This window comes from Nonomuraea turkmeniaca, assembly GCF_005889735.1.
Lineage (GTDB): Bacteria > Actinomycetota > Actinomycetes > Streptosporangiales > Streptosporangiaceae > Nonomuraea > Nonomuraea turkmeniaca.
Genome location: NZ_VCKY01000216.1, coordinates 1 through 18,256, shown reverse-complemented (window position 1 = coordinate 18,256; position 18,256 = coordinate 1). Strand labels below are relative to the sequence as shown.

Genomic DNA, 18,256 nt, shown 5'->3' with positions numbered 1-18,256 from the left:
AGCTGGTGGTGGGGTGGCTGGGGTTCGCGCCGGGGTTCGCCTATCTCACCGGGCTGGACCCGGTGCTGGAGATGCCCAGGCTGGACACTCCGCGCACGTCGGTGCCCGCCGGGTCGGTGGCCGTCGCGGGGCCGTACTCGGCGGTCTATCCGAGTGCTTCGCCTGGCGGGTGGCGGTTGCTGGGGCGCACGTCCGTGCGGGTGTGGGACGTGGAGGCTGATCCGCCGTCGTTGTTCCAGCCGGGCATGCGCGTGCGGTTCGAGCGTGAGGGTGCGCCGCCGTCCGGAGGAGGGGCGACGCGGGAGCTACGGGGGAAGGCGGCGGCGTATGGCGACCGAAGCCGCCTCACGGAGTGAGGCCACGAACATGATCGAGGTTCTCGCGCCCGGCCCGTATGCGACCGTCCAGGATCTGGGGCGGCCCGGGTACGCCCACCTGGGGGTGCCGCGGTCGGGAGCGGCGGACGCGGCGAGCCTGCGGCTGGCGAACCGGCTCGTGGGCAACGCCGAAGGCATGGCGGGGATCGAGCTGACGTTCGGCATGGCGCGGCTGCGGTTCCGCACGGGGGCGTGGGTCGCGCTGGCGGGGGCGCCGGTGCCGGCCGGTCCTGTCCGGAGGGCGGGCATGGGTGTGCCGTTCTGGGTTCCCGAAGGCGCGGAGTTGCGGCTGGGGACGCCCGAGCGGGGCCTGCGGACGTATCTGGCGGTGCGTGGCGGGATCGCGGTGCAGCCGGTGCTCGGCAGCCGGTCCACCGACTCACTGTCGGGACTGGGCCCCGAGCCGCTGCGGGCGGGCACGCTGCTGCCGGTGGGCCGGCCGGAGGGCGCGATCTCGGTGGACCTGGCGCCGCTGCCCGAGCCGCGGCCGGCCGTGCTGCGCGTGCTGCCGGGTCCACGCGACGACTGGTTCGTGCCGGACGCGCTGGCGGCGCTGTGCGCGGGACCGTACGAGGTGAGCCAGGACAGTAACCGCGTGGGGGTACGACTGCGCGGCCGTGAGCTGGCGCGGGCCAAGGAGGGAGAGCTGCCGAGCGAGGGCATGGTCGCGGGGGCGGTCCAGGTGCCGCCGAGCGGGCAGCCGATCGTCTTCCTGGCCGACCACCCGCCCACCGGGGGCTACCCGGTCATCGCCGTGGTGCGCACCGCCGACCTGCCCGCCGCCGCCCAGCTCTGCCCGGGTGACCAGGTGCGCTTCCTCGCACAACGACGCGTTGAGATCTGAGCCTGCCCTGCCTGTCCCCCAGTCCGCTCCCCGTCACACGTGGCCAGCATCACGTCGACGGTGTGCCCGACACCCTGACGCTCGTAGGTGACGGTGACGCGCTCGCCCGGCAGGCGAGTGCGCACCGCCGCGACGAGGTCGGCCTCCGCTCGGATCGCCGTCCCGCCCAGCCCGGTGATCAGATCGCCGGGCAGCAGTCCCGCCGAGTCCGCCGCGCCGGCCCGCTCCACGTCGTCGATCAGCGCTCCCGCCCTGCCCGACGCGTCGGTGACCGAAACGCCGAGGTGGGCGCGCCCGACGCCGCCCTCGGCGATGAGCTGGTCGGCGACGCGCCTGGCCTCGTTCACCGGTATGGCGAAGCCGACCCCGACGTTGCCGTTGCGGGTGCTCGCGATGGCCGTGTTGATGCCGATCACAAGCCCCGCCGCGTCAACGAGCGCGCCGCCCGAGTTGCCGGGGTTGATGGCGGCGTCGGTCTGTATCGCGTCGGTGAGGGCGGCCCGGCCGCCCTCACCGGGAAGCATCCGGTGCAGGGCGCTGACGATGCCCGCGGTCACCGAGCCGTCGAAGCCGAAAGGGCCGCCGATGGCCAGCACCTCGTCGCCGGCCCTGATCTTGTCGCTGTCGCCGAGCTTGGCGGGCCGCAGGCCCGTGGCCTTGCCGGCCTTGAGCACCGCGATGCCGGAGAAGGCGTCGACGCCCAGGACCGTGGCCTCGGCCGTGGTGCCGTCGGCGAGCCGGAGCCGCACGTCGCCTCCCTTGGCATCCTCGACCACGTGCGCGTTGGTCAGTACGGTGCCCTCGGCGTCGTACACGACCCCCGAGCCGGCGCCGCGCGCCGTGGTCACGGAGACGACGCTGGGGCGTACCGCCTCAGCGATGTCGGCCAGGCTGGAAAGCGGACGGGCGGTCGTGCTGGGGGCGGGAGCCGGCGTGATCGCGGCCGACACGCGCTCCCGTGCTCCTCCACGGCCGAACAGGAGGCCGCTGAGCAGCGAGGCGAGCAGCGCGCCCACGACGAGCCCCGCGACCGCCGCTCCGAGACGGCCGCGGCGCTCGGGGGACGGCGCCGGCTGCTCCACCTGCCAGGATCCGCACCCGGGATAGTAGGTGTAGACGATGCCGCCGTCGCGGCCCTGCTCGTCACTGGACATGCGGCCTCCCTGGCGTGTCTCGTGGTGCCACACTCGGGCCGCTACCTTCCCTCACGCTGACGCCAGGCTGACCGGTTCCTGTGACACCGCGCGCAGTCATCTGTCAGGGGTGCGCAGCACCGCCGCCGCGTTGAACCCGCCGACGCCGCGCGCCACGACGAGCACCGTGCGCAGGCCGGGCAGCTCCCTGGCCCGCGTGACCAGGTCCAGGTCGTGGGCGGGCTCGCCGGCGTTGACCGTGGGCGGCAGGACGCCGTGATGCAGCGCGAGCGCGGCCCAGGCCACGTCGAGCGCGCCGCCTCCGGAGTTGAGGCGGCCCGTCATGGTCTTGGGGACGGTGACCGGCACCCTCCGGCCGCGGAACACCTGGGCCAGCGCCGCCGCCTCCGCCTCGTCGCCCGCCGGGGTTCCCGCGCCGTCGGCGAAGACCGCGTCCACCTCGTCGGCGTCGCACCCCGCCCGTTCCAGCGCCAGGCTCATGGCCCGGGCCAGCTGCCGGCCATCCGCCGGGGGTGCGGCGGGATCGCGGGCGTCGTGGGTGGCGGCGGTGCCGGCGATCTCGGCGTACATGTGGGCGGCCGGGCGCATGTGGGCGCGGTGCCACTCCTCGACCACGAGCATGGCGCCGCCCTCACCGGGCACGAACCCGCCGGACTCGCGCGCGAAGGGCCGGTAGGCGCGGGCGGGGTCAGGCTCCCCGCTGAGCGTTCCCTGACCGGCCTGGCAGACCAGCGCGTACGGCGACAGCGGCGCCTCCGTGCCGCCGACCATCACCGCCTGGCCGCCCCGCCGGATGAGCCGCCCGGCCTGGGCGAGCGCGTCGATCCCACCCGCCCCGTCGGACACGATCACGCCGCAGGGTCCCTTCGCCCGGTGGCGAATGGAGATCTGGCCGCTGCTCGCGGCGTAGAACCAGCCGATCGACTGGTACGCGCTGACGGCCCGCGGCCCTGAGCGGTAGAGCGCCTCGATCTCCCGCTGGCCGAACGCGTTCCCGCCGGATGAGCTCGCGGTGACCACCGACAGGTGGAACGGGAACTCCCCCATCGGGTCGAGGGCCGCGTCCGCCAGCGCGAACTCGGTCGCGGCCAGCGCCATCCACGACCACTTGTCGGTCTGCACCAGCAGCCGCGGCTCGACGTGCTCGGTCTCGTCGAAGGCCGCCACCTGGCCGGCCACCTTCACCGGCAGCGCGGCCGAGTCGGCCAGCGCTCTGATGCCGGAGCGCCCCGCGAGACCGTTCTCCCAGTGCTCGACCGCGCCGAGCCCGGTGGGCGCGACCACGCCGATCCCGGTGATCACCATCCTGTGGCTCACGCGGCCTCCAGGCGCGAGAAGACCATGGCGGACTGGAACCCGCCGAACCCGCTCCCGGTGGACAGGGCGTGATCCACGGTGACCTCCCTCGCCGTGACCGGCGTGTAGTCCAGGTCACATTCGGGATCGGGGGTCGTGAGGTTCGCCGTCGGCGGGACCACGCCGCGCTGGATGGCCAGCGCGCAAGCGGCCATCTCGATCGATCCGATGGCGCCGAGCGAGTGCCCGATGACCGACTTGATCGAGCTGATCGGGACGCGGCGCGCCGCCTCGCCGAGCGCATGCTTGTAGGCGGCGGTCTCGTGCCGGTCGTTCTGCTTGGTGCCGGAGCCGTGGGCGCTGATGTAGCCGAGGTCCTCAGGCGCCAGGCGGGCCCGGTCCATCGCCTCCATGATGGCCTCACCCAGCTCGAAGCCGTCCGCGCGCAGGCCGGTCATGTGGAAGGCGTTCGCCCGGGCGCCGAAGCCGGTGATCTCGCAGTACACCCGGGCGCCGCGGGCCAGGGCGTGCTGGAGCTCCTCGACGATCAGCACGGCGGCGCCCTCGCCGAGCACGAACCCCTGCCGGTCGGCGTCGAAGGGGCGCGACGCCTGCTCCGGGTCGGTATTGCGCGGGCTGGTCGCCCTGATCGCGTCGAAGCAGGCCACGGTGATCGGGGAGATGGGCGCGTCGGAGGCGCCGGCGATGACGACGTCGGCCTCGCCGTCCTGGATCAGGGTGTGGGCGTGCGCGATCGCGTCGATGCCGGAGGTGCAGCCGGTCGAGATCACCGCGGCCGGGCCCTGCGCGTGGAAGCGGACGGCGAGCTCGGTGGCCGCGCTCGACGGCACCAGCGCCTGGTAGAGGAAGGGCGTGACGTGCGTCGGATCGACCACCCAATCCCGGCCGCCGTTGCTGGCGACAACGTACTCCTCCTCCAGCCGGATGGTGGAGCCGACCGCCGTCCCGAGCGAGACGCCCATCCGCTCGGGGTCGGCCGAAGTCAGCCCGCTGTCGGCGAACGCCTCTTCCGCGCAGGCCAGCGCCATGAGCACGAACCTGTCCAGCCGCCTGACCTCCCTCGGGGTGAGGCCGTAGGCGGACGGGTCGAAGTCGCACTCCGCGGCGATCTGCGACCGGAACGGCTCGGGATCGAACGCGGTGATGCGCCGGATCGCGGGCTTGCCGCCGGTGATGCGCTGCCAGAACTCCTCGCGGCTGCCGCCGCCGGGGGCGATCACCCCGATCCCGGTGACCACGCTGCGCCTGAGGCCGCCGTTCACGTGGCCCCCTCGGTGTCGACGTGGCCCAGCTCGGGCCGGGGAGCGAGCGGGCTGAGCTGGAAGATCACCAGCGCCTCATCCTGGCCGACATTGGTCAGCCGGTGCCGCACGTTCCTGGGCACCAGCAGCGCCTGCTCCTCTCCCAGGGCCACGGGCTCGTCGTCGAGGTCGACCCGGAGCTCACCGTGCGCGAGGAAGACGAACTCCTCCGAGTAGGGGTGGTAGTGCTCGGCGACCTTCTCGCCCGGGGCCAGGCGGACCGCGCCGAGGAAGCCGGAGCTGGCGCCCACAGTGGCCGGCGAGACCAGGGTGCGCAGGTCGCCGCCGCGGCGGGTGTTGGAGGGGACGTCGGTGAAGCCGACCACGGCCCGGCGCCGCCGCTCGACCCGGTCCTTGATGATCTCCATCTGGATGCGGGTGTTGCGGTTGATGTGCTCGGTCATCGTCTCGGTGTCGGCCGGGGCGTCCGGCTTCATGTGGAAGTCCTGCACCCACCGCATGCGGGTGCGGTCGGCGGTGATCTCCTCGTAGGTCCAGGTGATGTTCATGAACTCGAACGGTCCCGTGTCGACCCGGCGCGCCCGCACGGTCCAGGTCTCGGCGTCCCAGCTGCGCTGGGAGATCCACGACCACTCCCTGCCCTGCTCGTCGGGGTGCATGGTGAGCCGGAAGACGACCGAGGCGGCCTCTTCCTCCAGCACCTCGACCTTGGCGTACTCGGTGAACAGGTCAGGCCAGGTGCGTACGTCGTTCGTCTGCGCCCAGACGAAACCGATCGGCGCGTCGATCTCGATGGCGTTGTCGGTGTGCCCGATCATGACACCGCTCCGGCCAGGCGGGAGTTGACGAGCTCGGCCACCTGCGCGGGGCTCTGCTCGGCGGCGATCTCCAGGATGAGGCCGAACCGGTCCTCGATCCTCGTGGCGATCTCCACCCTGGCCAGCGAGTCGAGTTCGAGCTGCTCGAAGGTCAGGGTGTAGTCGTCCTGCGCGGGGCCCAGGCCCACGGCCAGGAGAAGGGCCCTCAGGTCTGCCTCGGTGAACGTGTTGGCTGGCATACGGCTCACGGTAGGAGCGGGTGGCGGCCCGGTCTTCCGCCACCGTGATGAATACCCGGCCGCGCCTCCGGGAGGAGATCCCCCTCCTGGAGGTGGGTCTCAAGCGGTACCGAGGGCGACCGTCGGAGAGAGCCTGGCCGCGCGTACGGCCGGATAGAGCCCGGCGACCGAGCCGATGACCACGACCGCGCCCAGCCCGCCGCCGATCGCCCAGAGCGGCACCAGGGTCGGGAAGCCGTTCGAGACCGCGTACCCGATGGTGACCAGCGTGCCGAGCGCCAGGCCGGCCACGCCCCCAAGCCCGGACAGCAGCAGCGACTCGGCGAGGAACTGAGCGCGGATGTGGCCCCTGGTGGCGCCGAGAGCCCTGCGCAGTCCGATCTCCCTGCGCCGCTCCAGCACCGAGACCACCATGGTGTTGGCCACGCCCACGCCGCCGACCAGCAGCGCGACGGCGCCCAGCCCGAGCAGCAGGTTGGTGAAGGCGCCCGCCGTGGCCGCGCGCGCGGCCAGCGCGTCCGACGGACGGCTGACGGTCACTTCCTCGGGATACTCCGGGTTCACGGTCCGGGGTAGGACGCTCCTGACCGCCTCGACGTACTCCGGCGTGGAGCGCTCGTACAGCATGGTCGGGTGGCCGTCGAAGCTCAGCAGGTCGCGCGCGCCCTCCCAGCCGACCAGCGCCGCCCGGTCGATGCCCGGCGCGAGTGGCACCGGGTCCAGCACGCCGAGCACGGTGAACCAGCGCCCGCCCAGCCACACCTGCGCGCCCGGCGCGGTCACGCCCAGCCTCCGGGAGGCCAGGTCGCCAAGGACCACGGTGGGGAAGCTCGCGCTCGCGGTGGTGAACCAGGATCCCGTGCGTACCCGCCCCTGTACGGTCTCCAGCAGCCCGAGTGTGGCGGCGCGGACCGAGATGCCGCCGGTGCGATCGGCCGGGATGCGGTCGGTGCGGTAGACGCTGGCCTCGAGGTCGCCGGTGGCGGCCACCGCGTACACGGATTCGATCCTGCTCACCATGGCGACCGATTGCTCCGGCAGCTTGGCGTCCTCCCCCTGCAGGGTCTGTCCAGCCTTGACCGTGAGCATGTTCGTGCCGAGCTCGTCGAGCCTGCGCAGCAGGTCCGCCTGGCTGGAGGACGAGATGCCGACGACCGCGACCATGGTGGCGATGCCGATGGCGATGCCCAGCGAGGCCAGCGCCACCCGCGTCCGCCGCACCCTGAGCCCTGCCAGGCCGACCCTGAGCAGATCGCGCGCCATCAGCCGGGAGGGCGTCACCGCGGTCATAACGGGCTCCTGACGTCGGACACGATGCGGCCGTCGCGGACGCTGACCTGCCGGCCGGCCGCCGCGGCCACCTCGTGCTCGTGGGTGATGATCGCGATGGTGGTGCCGTCGGCGTGGAGCGTCCTGAGCACGCCGAGCACCTCCGCGCCCGAGGCGCTGTCGAGGTTGCCGGTCGGCTCGTCGGCGTAGAGTATCGCCGGCTCCCGGACGACGGCCCTGGCCACGGCGACGCGCTGCTGCTCGCCGCCGGACAGCTCGTGCGGCCGGTGCGTCAGGCGTTCGCCCAGCCCCACCCGCTCCAGCGCCAGCGCGGCCCGCCGGCGCCGCTCGGACAGCGGCACGCCCGAATAGAGCATCCCGTCGGCCACGTTGTCGAGCGCGGACACCCCCGCGGCCAGGTGGAACTGCTGGAAGACGAAGCCGAGCAGCGAGGCGCGCAGGCCCGACAACTCGCGGTCGGGCAGGCGCCCGATGTCGTGCCCGGCGATGATCACGCGTCCCGAGGTCGGCCGGTCGAGCACGCCCATCATGTGCAGGAGCGTCGACTTGCCCGAGCCGGACGGGCCGACGATGGCGAGCAGTTCTCCCGGGAAGATGTCCAGGTCGACGCCGCGCAGCGCGGCCACCCCGCCGTCGTAGGTCTTCACCACGTTCTCGAGGCGGACGATGGGCGTCATGGGGCCGGCACCCTCCGCTCGCCTGCCGATGGCTGTCACGTCCCCGGCACCCCCACTCGCATGCCCTCGCGCAGGTCGCCGCCGGACACCTCGACCCGGCCGCCGGCGAAGACCCCGGCCTTCACGGGCACGACCCGCACGGACGACCCCTCGACGACCTCGACGCCGTAGCCGCCCTCGCGCAGCGCGAGCAGCGCCTCCACCGGCACGGACAGCACGCCGCGGCGGATCTCGCTCTGCAGCTCCACGCTGACCGGCGCCTGGTCCAGCGTGCCGGCCTTGCCCGGGTCGTCCAAGGTGATCCGCACCTCCACGGTGGAGGTGCCGTCGTCTCCGGCCGGCTTGGCCACGGTACCCACCTTGGCGATCTTCCCGGTCAGCTCCAGCTCCCCGGGGAGCTGGAGCCCCACGGGGGCGCCCTTCTTGGCCAGGCGCTGACGGCCGGCGTCGAGCTGGACGGTCACCATCCGCTCGACTCCGGTGACGGTCAGCAGGGTCTGCCCCTTGCGGACCGGGGCCGCCACCGAGGCGCGCAGCGCCTGGACGCGGACCTTGCCGGGCAGGAACACCACCTGGGACTTGCTGACCGAGCCGGTCACGGGCAGCCCGGTGTCGGCCTGCCATTCCCGTACGGCTGTCAGGGTCGCCAGGCCGAAGTGGTCGTCCACGGTCAGATCGTGGCCGAGCGCCTTCAGGTTCTTCTCCAGGTGACGCACGTCGGCGCCGTCGGTCACGCCGAGTTCGAGGGTGCGGTGCATGGGCTTGGGCCCGTACATCAGAACCACGGGGTCGCGGTCGACCTCGTAGAGCTCGTCCCCGCGCCCTATCACCGCGCCCTCCGCGGGCAGGGCGGTGAGCGTGCCGCCCGCGGAGTTGATCACCGGCTGCTCGGCGCCGTGGCCGAGGACGCCGCTGACGGTCAGGGTGTCGGTCAGATCACCGCGCTCCACCGTCGCGGTGGCCGGAGGCGATGTCGCCGCGCCGCCTCCGGCCTCGGCGCCGCCCGGCGCGAGCAGGGCCACTGCCGCGGCCCCCGCGCCGAGCACCAGCGCCACCGTGACGGACACGATCAGTCCGCGCTTGCTCACCGTGCCCCGCCAGGACCGCCGCCGGGGAGCTTGCTCTGGCAGGCCTTGTTCGCCTTCACGTACTGGGGAGAGTCGGTGGCCGTCTTCGGCTCCATCACGATCTCGCCGTTGGCGTCGGCCTTGGGGTCGGGCATGTCGACGCCGTTGTCACGCATGCAGGCGGCGTAGGCCAGGTATTTGTCCATCACGCTGGGGTCGTTCGCGTTGGGCCGGTCACCGGCGGCCGGCTGGACGTACTGGCGGCAGGCCTCCTGGGCCTTCTCCAGCACCTCCTGGCTGACCCCGGTGTCAGCGGCGCTGAGCCGGCCGCTCTCCCTCGGGTCCTCCACCGGCACGCCGTTCTCGCGCATGCAGGTCATCCACCTGGCCAGGCTGTCTTCGGTGCCGCCGGTCGAGGACGCCGACGCCGACGCCGTTCCCGTGGACGGTGCCGCCGCCTGCTCCGGCGTACAGGCCGGGAGCGCCAGCAGGGCGGCGGCGCAAACAAGGATCATGGACCATCGTGGTCTCATCTTCGATCACCTCCGCGCTCACCTTCGCGGCCGAAGCTGACCGGGCCCTTCCCGTCCGGCAGAAAACAACCTGACAGTTCAGTGATGCCCGCCGCCGGGTGGGTGGAGCTTCAGCACTTCAGGCGGCATCACCACGAAGGGACGCATCATGTGCATCTCGTGTTCGAGTATGTGGCAGTGGTAGACGTAGCGGCCGACCTGATCGAACTGCCCGACGACGGTGGCCAGTTCGACGCCTTGCACTCGGACGACGTCCTTCCAGCCCTGCTCATGCCCTTCGAGCGGCCCCTCGCGGAGGAACTTGATCGGCGTGGTGGTGCCGCGGAGCTCCTCGTTCCAGCCGCTGCGGTCGTAGACGTCCCTGTTCAGCGCTTGGAAGCGGACCATGTGCACGTGCATAGGATGCGGCTGCCGGGTCAGCACCAGGAAGTTCCACATCTCCCAGCTGCCGCGGGCGATGACGAAGTCACTGTGGTCGGCGTACTCGCCCGCCACCCGTTTGAGCGTCTTGACCTTGCCGTCCGGCCCCTGCACCTGGACGACTCCGGCGCTCGGGATCGTGACCGTGCTCGGATCGACCTCGGCCATCTCCCACATTCCCAGCTCATTGGGCTGGCCGCTGAAGGTCGCCGACGGCGGGACGACGATCCACCGATGCCCGTGGCCGGCCGGGACGTCGTCGTGGGTCAGCCGCTTGAACGACGGCGAGATCGCGGCAGGGAGCGTGAAGCGGTCGCCCGAGCGGCCGTCCGACACTCTGACCTGCATGATGTCCGGCTCCGGTATGCCGTTGCGCGGGTTGGGCTCGCCCGGGGTGATGCCCGGGTAGGTGTCCACCAGCTTGAGCGTCCTGCCGCCGAGAGCGGAGAAGTCCACCAGCACGTCGGCCCGTTCGGCGGGCGCCAGGGTGAGCGCGCCCGTCACCGGAGCGGGCGCGCCGAGCAGGCCGTTGTCCGAGCCGATCACCTTCAGCGCGCCGGACAGCGGCTTGCCGTCCTGGTCCAGCACCATGAGCCGGTACGTACGCGCGTTGGACGCGTTCAGCACCCTGAACCGGTACCAGCGCGGCTCCACGTCGAGATACGGCCAGACCATGCCGTTGACCAGGTTGTACGGCCCCAGGAAGAAACCCGGCGACGGGGGCTCCTCCCGTTCGAGGATGACCTTGTGGAGCAGCCTGCCGTCGAGTTTGCCGTCCTGTCCCAGATCGAAGTTGCGGTCGCACAACACCAGCGGGATCTCGTGCGCGCCGCGTGGCAGCCCGAGCGCCGCCTCCTCCTTGTCCCTGATGTAGTACATGCCGGCCAGCCCGGAGAAGACGGTGAACCGGGTCAGGTGCATGGCGTGGTCGTGGTACCAGAGCGTGGCGGCCGGCTGGTCGTTCGGGTACTCCGACAGCTGGGCGTCGCCGGGGTGGACGGCGTTCTCGGCCCAGCCGTCGTTGCCGCCGCCGGTGCGCGAGCCGTGCAGGTGCACCGCGGCCCAGGCGGGTAACGCGGCGACGTCCGCGATCGGCTCTACGCCGTCCCTGCCCGGGTAGTTCGACGGCGGCTTGGTCGCCGGCAGCCCCTCGTCCGACACCTGAACCGCGCTGACGGGGAACGGGGTCGCGAGCTGGTTGGCCCAGGTCACCCTGACCCGCTGCCCCCGCTCCACCTCGATGGTGGGCCCGGGGAAGCCGCCCTCGTAGGTCCACAGGCGGGTGGGCGGCAGCTCCGAGTGCATCCGCCGTTGCGCCACCCGCAGCCGGATCGTCAGCTCCCACAGCGACCCGCGCCGCTGCGGCTTGATCAGCGGCGGGATCGGCAGCCGGTCCACGAACTTGGTCAGCTGCAGTGCCGGATCCCGTGGCGGCTCTCCCGCGCCGGCCGCCATCGCCGCCGATCCCTGTCCGGCCATCGCCAGGCCGAGCAGCGCGCCCGCGCCGGCGAAAGCCTGGCGCCGGGTCGGCCCCTGTCGGTAAACACCCATCTCTTCCACGGCCGCCACGCTAGGCACCCCCTGTTTCCCGGGTCTTCCACCATGGTGATGAGAAGCCCTCTCATCCTTTGGACGAGGACTCATCGAAGCGAGCGTGGCTGAACGCCGCCTGACCGCAGGCAGACCGTTCAGTCAGCGGCCGGCAGGCGTACCCGGAAGGTGGCGCCCGAGCCGGAGTCCACCTCCGCCACGCCGCCGTGCGCGGCCGCGAGCGCGGCGACGATGGCCAGCCCCAGCCCGCTGCCGCCCTCGTCGCGCGAGCGGGCCTTGTCGGCACGGTAGAACCGCTCGAAGACCCGCTCGGCCTGCTCGGGGCTCAGCCCGGGGCCCTGGTCGGCGACCTCCAGCACGACCGCGGGCCCGCCGTCGTCGAGCCGTCCCTCCAGCAGCCGCACCTCGACGGCCGTGCCCGGCGGCGTGTGCCGTACGGCGTTGCTCAGCAGATTGCCGATGACCTGGCGCAGCCGCGACTCGTCGCCGATCACCAGGGGCGCGTTCTCACCCTTCACGGTCAGGTCGATCTTCCTGTCGCGCGCGAGCAGCGCCGCCTCCTGCACGGCCTCGGCCGCGACCGCCAGCAGATCGACGCGGTCACTGCGCAGCGGCCTGCGCTGGTCGAGGCTGGCCAGCAGCAGCAGGTCCTCCACCAGCAGGCTCATTCTCCCCGCGGCCCTGCCGATCCTGGCGACCAGCTCGTCCTCGCCGCGCTGGCGCCTGAACAGGTCGGCGAAGCCGCGGATGGCGGTCAGCGGGGTGCGCAGCTCGTGGCCGGCGTCGGCGACGAAGCGCCGCATGTACTCCTCGGACGCGGCCCTGGCGCGGAAGGCGGACTCGATCTGCGCCAACATGCCGTTCAGCGCCCGCGCCAACCGCCCCACCTCGGTACGCGGGTCCTCGCCCTCGACCCGGCGCGACAGATTGCCCGCGGCGATCACCTGGGCCGTGCGTTCGATCTCCTCCAGCGGCCGCAAACTGCCCCTGACGGCGATCACGCCGGCGGCGGCCACGATCGCCACCACGACCAGGGCCACGATCGCACCGATCCACGCCATCTGGGTCACGGTCTCGTCGACCTGGGTGAGCGGCATGGCGACGAGCAGCCCGCCGTCCGCGAGCACCCGCCAGCGTTCCACGGTCGAGATGCCCGAGGACAGGCTCGGCGGCAGCGCGGCCTCGAAGTCCGGGTCAGCGTTCCTGGAGCGGGCGGTCACCGTGCCGTCCCTGCCCACCCGCAGCACGGAGACGTCGCTCGGCACGTACACGAGCAGCTGACCCTCCGGGGTGGGGCGCTCGTCCCGCATGTCGTTGTGCAGCGTCTCCGTGACCCGCCTGATCTGGTCGTCCACCCGGTCGAGCAGGCGGTCGCGCAGCAGCACCACGCTCGCCACGCTGATCACCGTGACGGCGACCGTCACCAGGAGCACCACGATGACGGTGAGCTTGACCCTCAGCGGGGTCCTGCTCACTGGCAGGCTCACTGGGGCGGCCTGAGAACGTATCCGACGCCCCGCAGCGTGTGGATCAGCCGCGGGTCGCGGTAGTCAACCTTTCTGCGCAACGCCGAGACGTATTTCTCCACGATGGCGTCGGCGCCGCGGAAATCGTAATGCCAGACGTGGTCGAGGATCTGCGCCTTGGACAGCACCCTGCCGACGTTGAGCATGAAGTAGCGCAGCAGGGCGAACTCCGTCGGTGAGAGCTGCACCGGCTCGCCGCCCCGCCAGGTCTGGTGGCTCTCCTCGTCGAGCTCGATGTCGGCGAACGTGAGCCGGGGCGGCGGTGTGGTCGCGCCATCGCGCAGGCGCCTGAGCACGGCCCTGATCCTGGCGACGACCTCGTCGAGGCTGAAGGGCTTGCTCACGTAGTCGTCGCCGCCCAGGGTGAGCCCTCTGATCCGGTCGTCGACCGAGTCACGGGCGGTCAGGAACACCACGGGCGTACGGTCGCCGCCCGAGCGCAGCCGCTTGATCACCTCGAACCCGTCGACGTCGGGCAGCATCACGTCCAGGATGATCAGATCGGGGCGGTGCCGCAGGGCCGCCTCGATCCCGCGCACCCCCTTGGAGACGCCGACCACCTCGAACCCGGAGAAACGCAGGCTGGCGGAGAGCAGCTCGAGAATGTCGGGTTCGTCCTCGATGACGAGCAGCCGCGCCTCCGGTCGCCTGACGGTCTCGACCACGCCTCCACCCCGCTTCGTGTCATTCATCTCGCCGGTCATCATCATCGGCGAGACTGACGAAAAGCTGAAGGTCCGCTGACCAGCACGTCAGGGTCACCCGTCGAGCAGCTCGTGCACGAACCGGGTGGTGTGCCGGCCCGCGGCGAAGACGGGATGCGAGATCAGCCTGCGCAGCAGCGGGATCGTGGTGACCACGCCCGGCCCCGCCACCACGAACTCGGCCAGCGCCCGGTCGGCCCTGGCGAGCGCCTCCGCCCTGGTCGGGGCCCAGACGACCAGCTTGGCGAGCAGGGAGTCGTAATACGGCGGCACGGTGTCGCCACGCACGAAACCGGAGTCGACCCGCGTCCAGGGGCCTCCGGGCACGTCGAAGACCTCCAGGCGGCCCGGCGCCGGCCGGAAGTCCGCCTCGGGATCCTCGGCGTTGACCCGGCACTCGATCGCGGCGCCGGACAGGCGGACGTCCTCCTGCTTGACGGCGAGCGGCAGCCCGGCGGCGATCCTGATCTGCTCGCGGATCAGGTCGATTCCCGTGAGCGCCTCGGTGACCGGATGCTCGACCTGGATCCTGGCGTTCAGCTCCATGAACGTCACGGTCCCCGCCTCGTCCACCAGGAACTCCATGGTGCCCGCCCCGGTGTAGCCGACGGCCTTGGCCCCCGCGACCGCGTGCTCGCCCAGCGCGGCACGCGTGCGCGGGTCGAGACCGGGCGAGGGGGCCTCCTCGACGAGCTTCTGGTTGCGCCGCTGCAGCGAGCAGTCGCGCTCGCCCAGGTGCACGACGTTGCCCGCCTGGTCGCCGAGCACCTGGACCTCGACGTGGCGGGCCCGTTCTACATACCGCTCCACGTAGACTTCGCCGTTGCCGAAGACCGCCCGGGCCAGCGCGACCGTCTCCTGGAGCACGCGTGGCAGCTCGGCCGCGTTCCTGGCGATGCCGATGCCCCTGCCGCCGCCTCCCGCGGCCGCCTTGACCACCACCGGATAGCCGATCTCCGACGCCACCCGCTCGGCCTCGGCGAGCGTGGGAACGGCCCCGTCGCTGCCGGGCAGCACGGGCAACCCGGCGGCGCGCATCAGCTCCCGGACCTTGGCCTTGTCGCCCACGGCGGCCATCACCTCGGGGCGCGGTCCGATGAACGTCAGGCCGTTGTCGGCGCACACGGTGGCGAAGTCCGGGTCCTCCGACAGGAAGCCGTAGCCCGGGTGCACCGCGTCGGCGCCGCAGCGCAGCGCCGCCTCGATGGGGCCCGGCATGGACAGGTAGCTGCGTCTGGGCGCGGCGGGCCCGATGTGCACGGCCTCGTCGGCGAACCTCACCGCCGCGCTGTCGCGATCGGGGGTGGAGTAGACGGCGACCGTGGCGATGCCCAGCTCTCTGCAGGTCCTGGCGATGCGCAGGGCGATCTCTCCGCGGTTGGCGATGAGCACCTTGCGGAACGGCGGCGCGGTCATGTGCCGTCCACCCGGACGCGGAGCAGCTCCTGGCCGAACTCCACCGGCTGTCCGTCGGCGACCAGCACCTCCACCACCTCTCCCGACCACTCGGACGGCACCTGGTTCATCAGCTTCATCGCCTCCACGATGGCCACGGTCTGTCCGGGCTCGACCCGGGCGCCGGGGCGGGCGAACGGCTCCGCACCCGGCTCTGGGGCCACGTAGAACGTGCCGACCAGCGGCGCGACGACCGATCTGAGCTCCGGGTCGGCCACCTCGTCCCGGGGCTGCTCCGGTTCGCCCGGGGGCCGGGCGACCGGGGCCTCCTGGTGCGTCCAGCTGACCTCCACGCTGCGGTCGCCGGAGCGGAGCACAACGGTGGACACCGCGCCGGGAATGGTCTTCACCAGGCTGCTGACCTCCGCGCGCAGCAGCTTGAATTCCTCACTCCACGCCTGCTCAGACATCCGAGACCGATCCCAGGGCCCGGAACCTGTCGTGCCGCCGCCGCACCAGCTCGTGCGGGTCGTAGCGGGACAGCCGGCCGAGCGAGTCGAGGATCATGTCCTTGAGGCTCGCCGCGGCCTGCACGTGGTCGGTCTGGCTGCCCCCCTCCGGCTCGGGCACGATGCCGTCGATCACGCCCAGGCGCAGCAGCTCGGGGGCGGTGAGGCGGAGCGACTCGGCCATGTGCGCCGCCCTGGAGGGCTCTCCGCACAGGATCGTTGAACAACTTTCCGGGCTGATCACCGAGTAGCAGGCGTTGCGCATCATCAGCACCTCGTCGGCCACGCCGAGGGCCAGCGCGCCGCCGCTGCCTCCCTCACCGGTGACGGTCGCCACGATCGGCACCGTCAGTTCGCCCATCCCGGCGATGGCGGAGGCGATGGCCCAGGCCTGGCCGCGTTCCTCCGCGCCGATGCCGGGCGCGGCGCCCTGGGTGTCGATCAGCGTGACGACCGGCAGACCGTACGACTCGGCCAGGCGCATGAGCCGCAGCGCCTTGCGGTAGCCCTCGGGATGGGCCATGCCGAAGTTGCGGGAGATCAGCTCCTGCGTGTCGTGCCCCTTCTGATGGCCGATGATCATAGCGTTGACGCCGCCCAGGGAGCAGAGCCCCCCGACAATGGCCGGGTCGTCGCCGTGCACCCGGTCACCGTGCAACTCGACGAAGTCCTCGCACATGTGGCTGATGTAGTCGAGCGTGCTCGGCCGCTGGATGTCGCGGGCCAGCCGGACGGTCTCCCAGGCGCTCGCCGCCGTCTCGCCGCCGTCCCGGGCGGGCGGGTCTTGCCGGCCCCGGCGCGGTGGCGTGGCCCCGTCCAGCAGGTTGAGCAGGCGTGCCAGCAGCGGGCGCACCGACTCGCGCGACTCGACCCGGTCGAGCATGCCACGGGAGAAGAGGTACTCCGCCGTCTGGAACCCCTCGGGCAGGCGCTCTCGGGTGGCGGCGGCGATGACGCGCGGCCCGGCGAAGCCGATCAGGCTGCCGCGCTCGGCCACCAGGACGTCGGCGAGCGTGGCGAACGAGGCGGTGACCCCGCCGAAGGTGGGATCGGTCAGCAGGCAGATGGAGGGCACACCGGCCCTGCGCAGCCGGCGCACAGCCTGGGCGGTCTTGGCCATCTGCATGAGCGACAGGCTGCCCTCCTGCATGCGGGCGCCTCCGCTGGCCGCGACCAGCAGCAGGGGGCTGCTGGTGGCCAGCGCCTCGTCGGCGGCCCTGGACACCGTCTCTCCCACCGCCGACCCCATGCTGCCGCCCATGAACGCGAAGTCCATGGCCAGCGCGATGAGCGGGCGGCCGCCGAGCGTGCCCTTGCCGTGCAGCACCGCGTCGGCGAGCCCGGTGGCACGCCTGGCGGCGGCCAGGCGCTCCGGATACGGGCGGGAGTCGGCGAAGCCCAGCGGGTCGCCGCCCTCCACCGCCGGGGCGGCCTGGAAGGAATCCTCGTCGAGCAGCAGGCGCAGGCGCTCTCGCGCGCCCAAGCGGTGGTGGTGACCGCAGTCGGGGCAGACGTGCTTGCCGCGCGTCAGTTTGGGCACGTAGAGCAGGCTTCCGCAGCCGGCACAGGCGGTCCACGACGCGGCGGCGCCGTCGATGGTGAGTGTCATGAGCGCCGCTCCCACCCGTAGAACTCGCTGGCCATGGCGTCGGCCGGGCTGCGCCAGGTGGCCGGGTCGAACGGTTTGACGTAGCGGTCGAGGTCGGCGCTGAGCCGCTGGAAGTCGGCCCGGTCGCGGGCCCTGCCCACCTGGGCGCGTGCGTCGCCGTCGAACTCCACGTAGTGGAAGTACAGGTCGTGGTACTGGAACAGGTGGCGGCGGACGACACCCAGTTCGAGCGGGAGGGGGGTGGCGTCGGAGGCCCCGAAGAGGCGGGCGACGTCGGCAGCCGCCCCCGGCTCCAGGCGGGCCACGATCAAACTCCTGTCGGTCACGAGGATCTCCTCGTCGTCGGGATCCGGACAGCGCCACGCTAGGTAGCGGCGCCGCGTGTGTCTCCCGCCGCCGACATGAACTCCAGCCTCCCCTTCGCGGTGGACGAGGTCGTCCCCTCGATGGAGTCCCAGCCACGTCCTGGCTGCACCAGCCCGTTCTCGTAGGCGTAGATCACCACCTGCACCCGATCCCGCACTCCCAGCTTCTGATACAGATGCTGCACGTGCGACTTCACCGTCGACTCCCCCAACACCAGCAACCGCGCGATGTCCTCATTGCGATAACCCCGCACCAGCAACCGGAACACATCCAGCTCCCGATCCGTCAACCCCACCAGATCAGGCGCCACCGCCGCCGACACCACCGGCCGCCGCGCAAACTCCTCGATCAACCGCCGCGTCACCGACGGCGCCAGCAGCCCCTCCCCCGAGGCCACCATCCGCACCGCCTCCACCAGCAGCTCCGGCGACGAATCCTTCAACACGAAACCCGACGCCCCCGCCCGCAACGCCTCGAACACAAACTCGTCCTGGTCATACATCGTCAAAATGATCACCCGCGGACCCTGCCCCTCACAGATCCGCCGCGTCGCCTCCAAACCCCCCATCCGCGGCATATTGATATCCATCAACACCAC

Annotated in this window: 19 protein-coding genes; 2 read left to right on the top strand and 17 right to left on the bottom strand. The window is 72.1% G+C overall.

The window, feature by feature from the left end; all coding sequences use genetic code 11:
* Together ETD86_RS42100 and ETD86_RS42095 are read left to right on the top strand one after the other, a co-directional pair.
* Positions 1-356 (top strand): 5-oxoprolinase subunit B family protein (locus tag ETD86_RS42100; RefSeq protein ID WP_138672226.1); only part of this gene is annotated, 356 nt, incomplete at its 5' end.
* A 10-nt stretch (positions 357-366) separates the two neighbouring features.
* Positions 367-1,221 (top strand): 5-oxoprolinase subunit C family protein, encoded by an 855-nt coding sequence (locus ETD86_RS42095; protein ID WP_138672225.1) that lies wholly within the window; start codon positions 367-369, stop codon positions 1,219-1,221.
* Here the strand turns inward: ETD86_RS42095 and ETD86_RS42090 are convergent.
* The 17 genes from ETD86_RS42090 to ETD86_RS59410 form a co-directional block, all read right to left on the bottom strand.
* A complete protein-coding gene (locus ETD86_RS42090) occupies positions 1,116-2,375 on the bottom strand; it encodes a S1C family serine protease (protein WP_138672224.1) in 1,260 nt (419 codons plus the stop codon). The two genes, ETD86_RS42095 and ETD86_RS42090, sit on opposite strands and share 106 nt — an antisense overlap.
* A 96-nt stretch (positions 2,376-2,471) precedes the next feature.
* Complete coding sequence (locus tag ETD86_RS42085) at positions 2,472-3,692, bottom strand: beta-ketoacyl synthase N-terminal-like domain-containing protein (RefSeq protein ID WP_281287051.1); 1,221 nt, start codon at positions 3,690-3,692, stop codon at positions 2,472-2,474.
* Entirely contained in the window at positions 3,689-4,954 is a 1,266-nt protein-coding gene (locus ETD86_RS42080; protein WP_138672223.1) for a beta-ketoacyl-[acyl-carrier-protein] synthase family protein, read from the bottom strand. Before ETD86_RS42080 ends, ETD86_RS42085 begins: the two co-directional genes overlap by 4 nt.
* A complete protein-coding gene (locus ETD86_RS59780) occupies positions 4,951-5,772 on the bottom strand; it encodes a cupin domain-containing protein (RefSeq protein WP_138672222.1) in 822 nt (273 codons plus the stop codon). Before ETD86_RS59780 ends, ETD86_RS42080 begins: the two co-directional genes overlap by 4 nt.
* Positions 5,769-6,011 carry an acyl carrier protein gene (locus ETD86_RS42070; protein WP_138672221.1) on the bottom strand — a complete coding sequence of 81 codons (243 nt, stop codon included), beginning with the start codon at positions 6,009-6,011 and terminating at the stop codon, positions 5,769-5,771. Before ETD86_RS42070 ends, ETD86_RS59780 begins: the two co-directional genes overlap by 4 nt.
* A 99-nt stretch (positions 6,012-6,110) precedes the next feature.
* Positions 6,111-7,301: an ABC transporter permease gene (locus ETD86_RS42065; protein ID WP_138672220.1), complete on the bottom strand. Its 1,191-nt coding sequence runs from the start codon at positions 7,299-7,301 to the stop codon at positions 6,111-6,113.
* A complete protein-coding gene (locus ETD86_RS42060) occupies positions 7,298-7,978 on the bottom strand; it encodes an ABC transporter ATP-binding protein (protein WP_138672219.1) in 681 nt (226 codons plus the stop codon). Before ETD86_RS42060 ends, ETD86_RS42065 begins: the two co-directional genes overlap by 4 nt.
* A gap of 35 nt (positions 7,979-8,013) precedes the next feature.
* Positions 8,014-9,066 carry a peptidoglycan-binding protein gene (locus ETD86_RS42055; RefSeq protein WP_246149079.1) on the bottom strand — a complete coding sequence of 351 codons (1,053 nt, stop codon included), beginning with the start codon at positions 9,064-9,066 and terminating at the stop codon, positions 8,014-8,016.
* A complete protein-coding gene (locus ETD86_RS42050; protein WP_138672218.1) occupies positions 9,063-9,578 on the bottom strand; it encodes a hypothetical protein in 516 nt (171 codons plus the stop codon). Before ETD86_RS42050 ends, ETD86_RS42055 begins: the two co-directional genes overlap by 4 nt.
* A gap of 78 nt (positions 9,579-9,656) precedes the next feature.
* Complete coding sequence (locus tag ETD86_RS42045) at positions 9,657-11,549, bottom strand: multicopper oxidase family protein (protein ID WP_246149084.1); 1,893 nt, start codon at positions 11,547-11,549, stop codon at positions 9,657-9,659.
* A 137-nt stretch (positions 11,550-11,686) separates the two neighbouring features.
* Positions 11,687-13,024 carry a sensor histidine kinase gene (locus tag ETD86_RS42040; protein ID WP_211370650.1) on the bottom strand — a complete coding sequence of 446 codons (1,338 nt, stop codon included), beginning with the start codon at positions 13,022-13,024 and terminating at the stop codon, positions 11,687-11,689.
* An 8-nt stretch (positions 13,025-13,032) separates the two neighbouring features.
* On the bottom strand, positions 13,033-13,767 hold the full coding sequence (locus ETD86_RS42035; RefSeq protein WP_138672217.1) for a response regulator transcription factor: 735 nt from the start codon (positions 13,765-13,767) through the stop codon (positions 13,033-13,035).
* A 66-nt stretch (positions 13,768-13,833) separates the two neighbouring features.
* Positions 13,834-15,195 carry an acetyl-CoA carboxylase biotin carboxylase subunit gene (locus ETD86_RS42030; protein WP_138672216.1) on the bottom strand — a complete coding sequence of 454 codons (1,362 nt, stop codon included), beginning with the start codon at positions 15,193-15,195 and terminating at the stop codon, positions 13,834-13,836.
* Positions 15,192-15,644 (bottom strand): acetyl-CoA carboxylase biotin carboxyl carrier protein, encoded by a 453-nt coding sequence (locus ETD86_RS42025; RefSeq protein ID WP_138672215.1) that lies wholly within the window; start codon positions 15,642-15,644, stop codon positions 15,192-15,194. Before ETD86_RS42025 ends, ETD86_RS42030 begins: the two co-directional genes overlap by 4 nt.
* Entirely contained in the window at positions 15,637-17,292 is a 1,656-nt protein-coding gene (locus ETD86_RS42020) for an acetyl-CoA carboxylase carboxyltransferase subunit alpha (RefSeq protein ID WP_138672214.1), read from the bottom strand. The genes ETD86_RS42025 and ETD86_RS42020 overlap by 8 nt, the downstream gene beginning before the upstream one ends.
* On the bottom strand, positions 17,289-17,618 hold the full coding sequence (locus ETD86_RS42015) for a TcmI family type II polyketide cyclase (protein WP_138672213.1): 330 nt from the start codon (positions 17,616-17,618) through the stop codon (positions 17,289-17,291). The genes ETD86_RS42020 and ETD86_RS42015 overlap by 4 nt, the downstream gene beginning before the upstream one ends.
* A gap of 38 nt (positions 17,619-17,656) precedes the next feature.
* Positions 17,657-18,256, bottom strand: a 600-nt coding sequence (locus tag ETD86_RS59410) for a LuxR C-terminal-related transcriptional regulator (RefSeq protein WP_138672212.1), incomplete at its 5' end; no start/stop codon positions are given.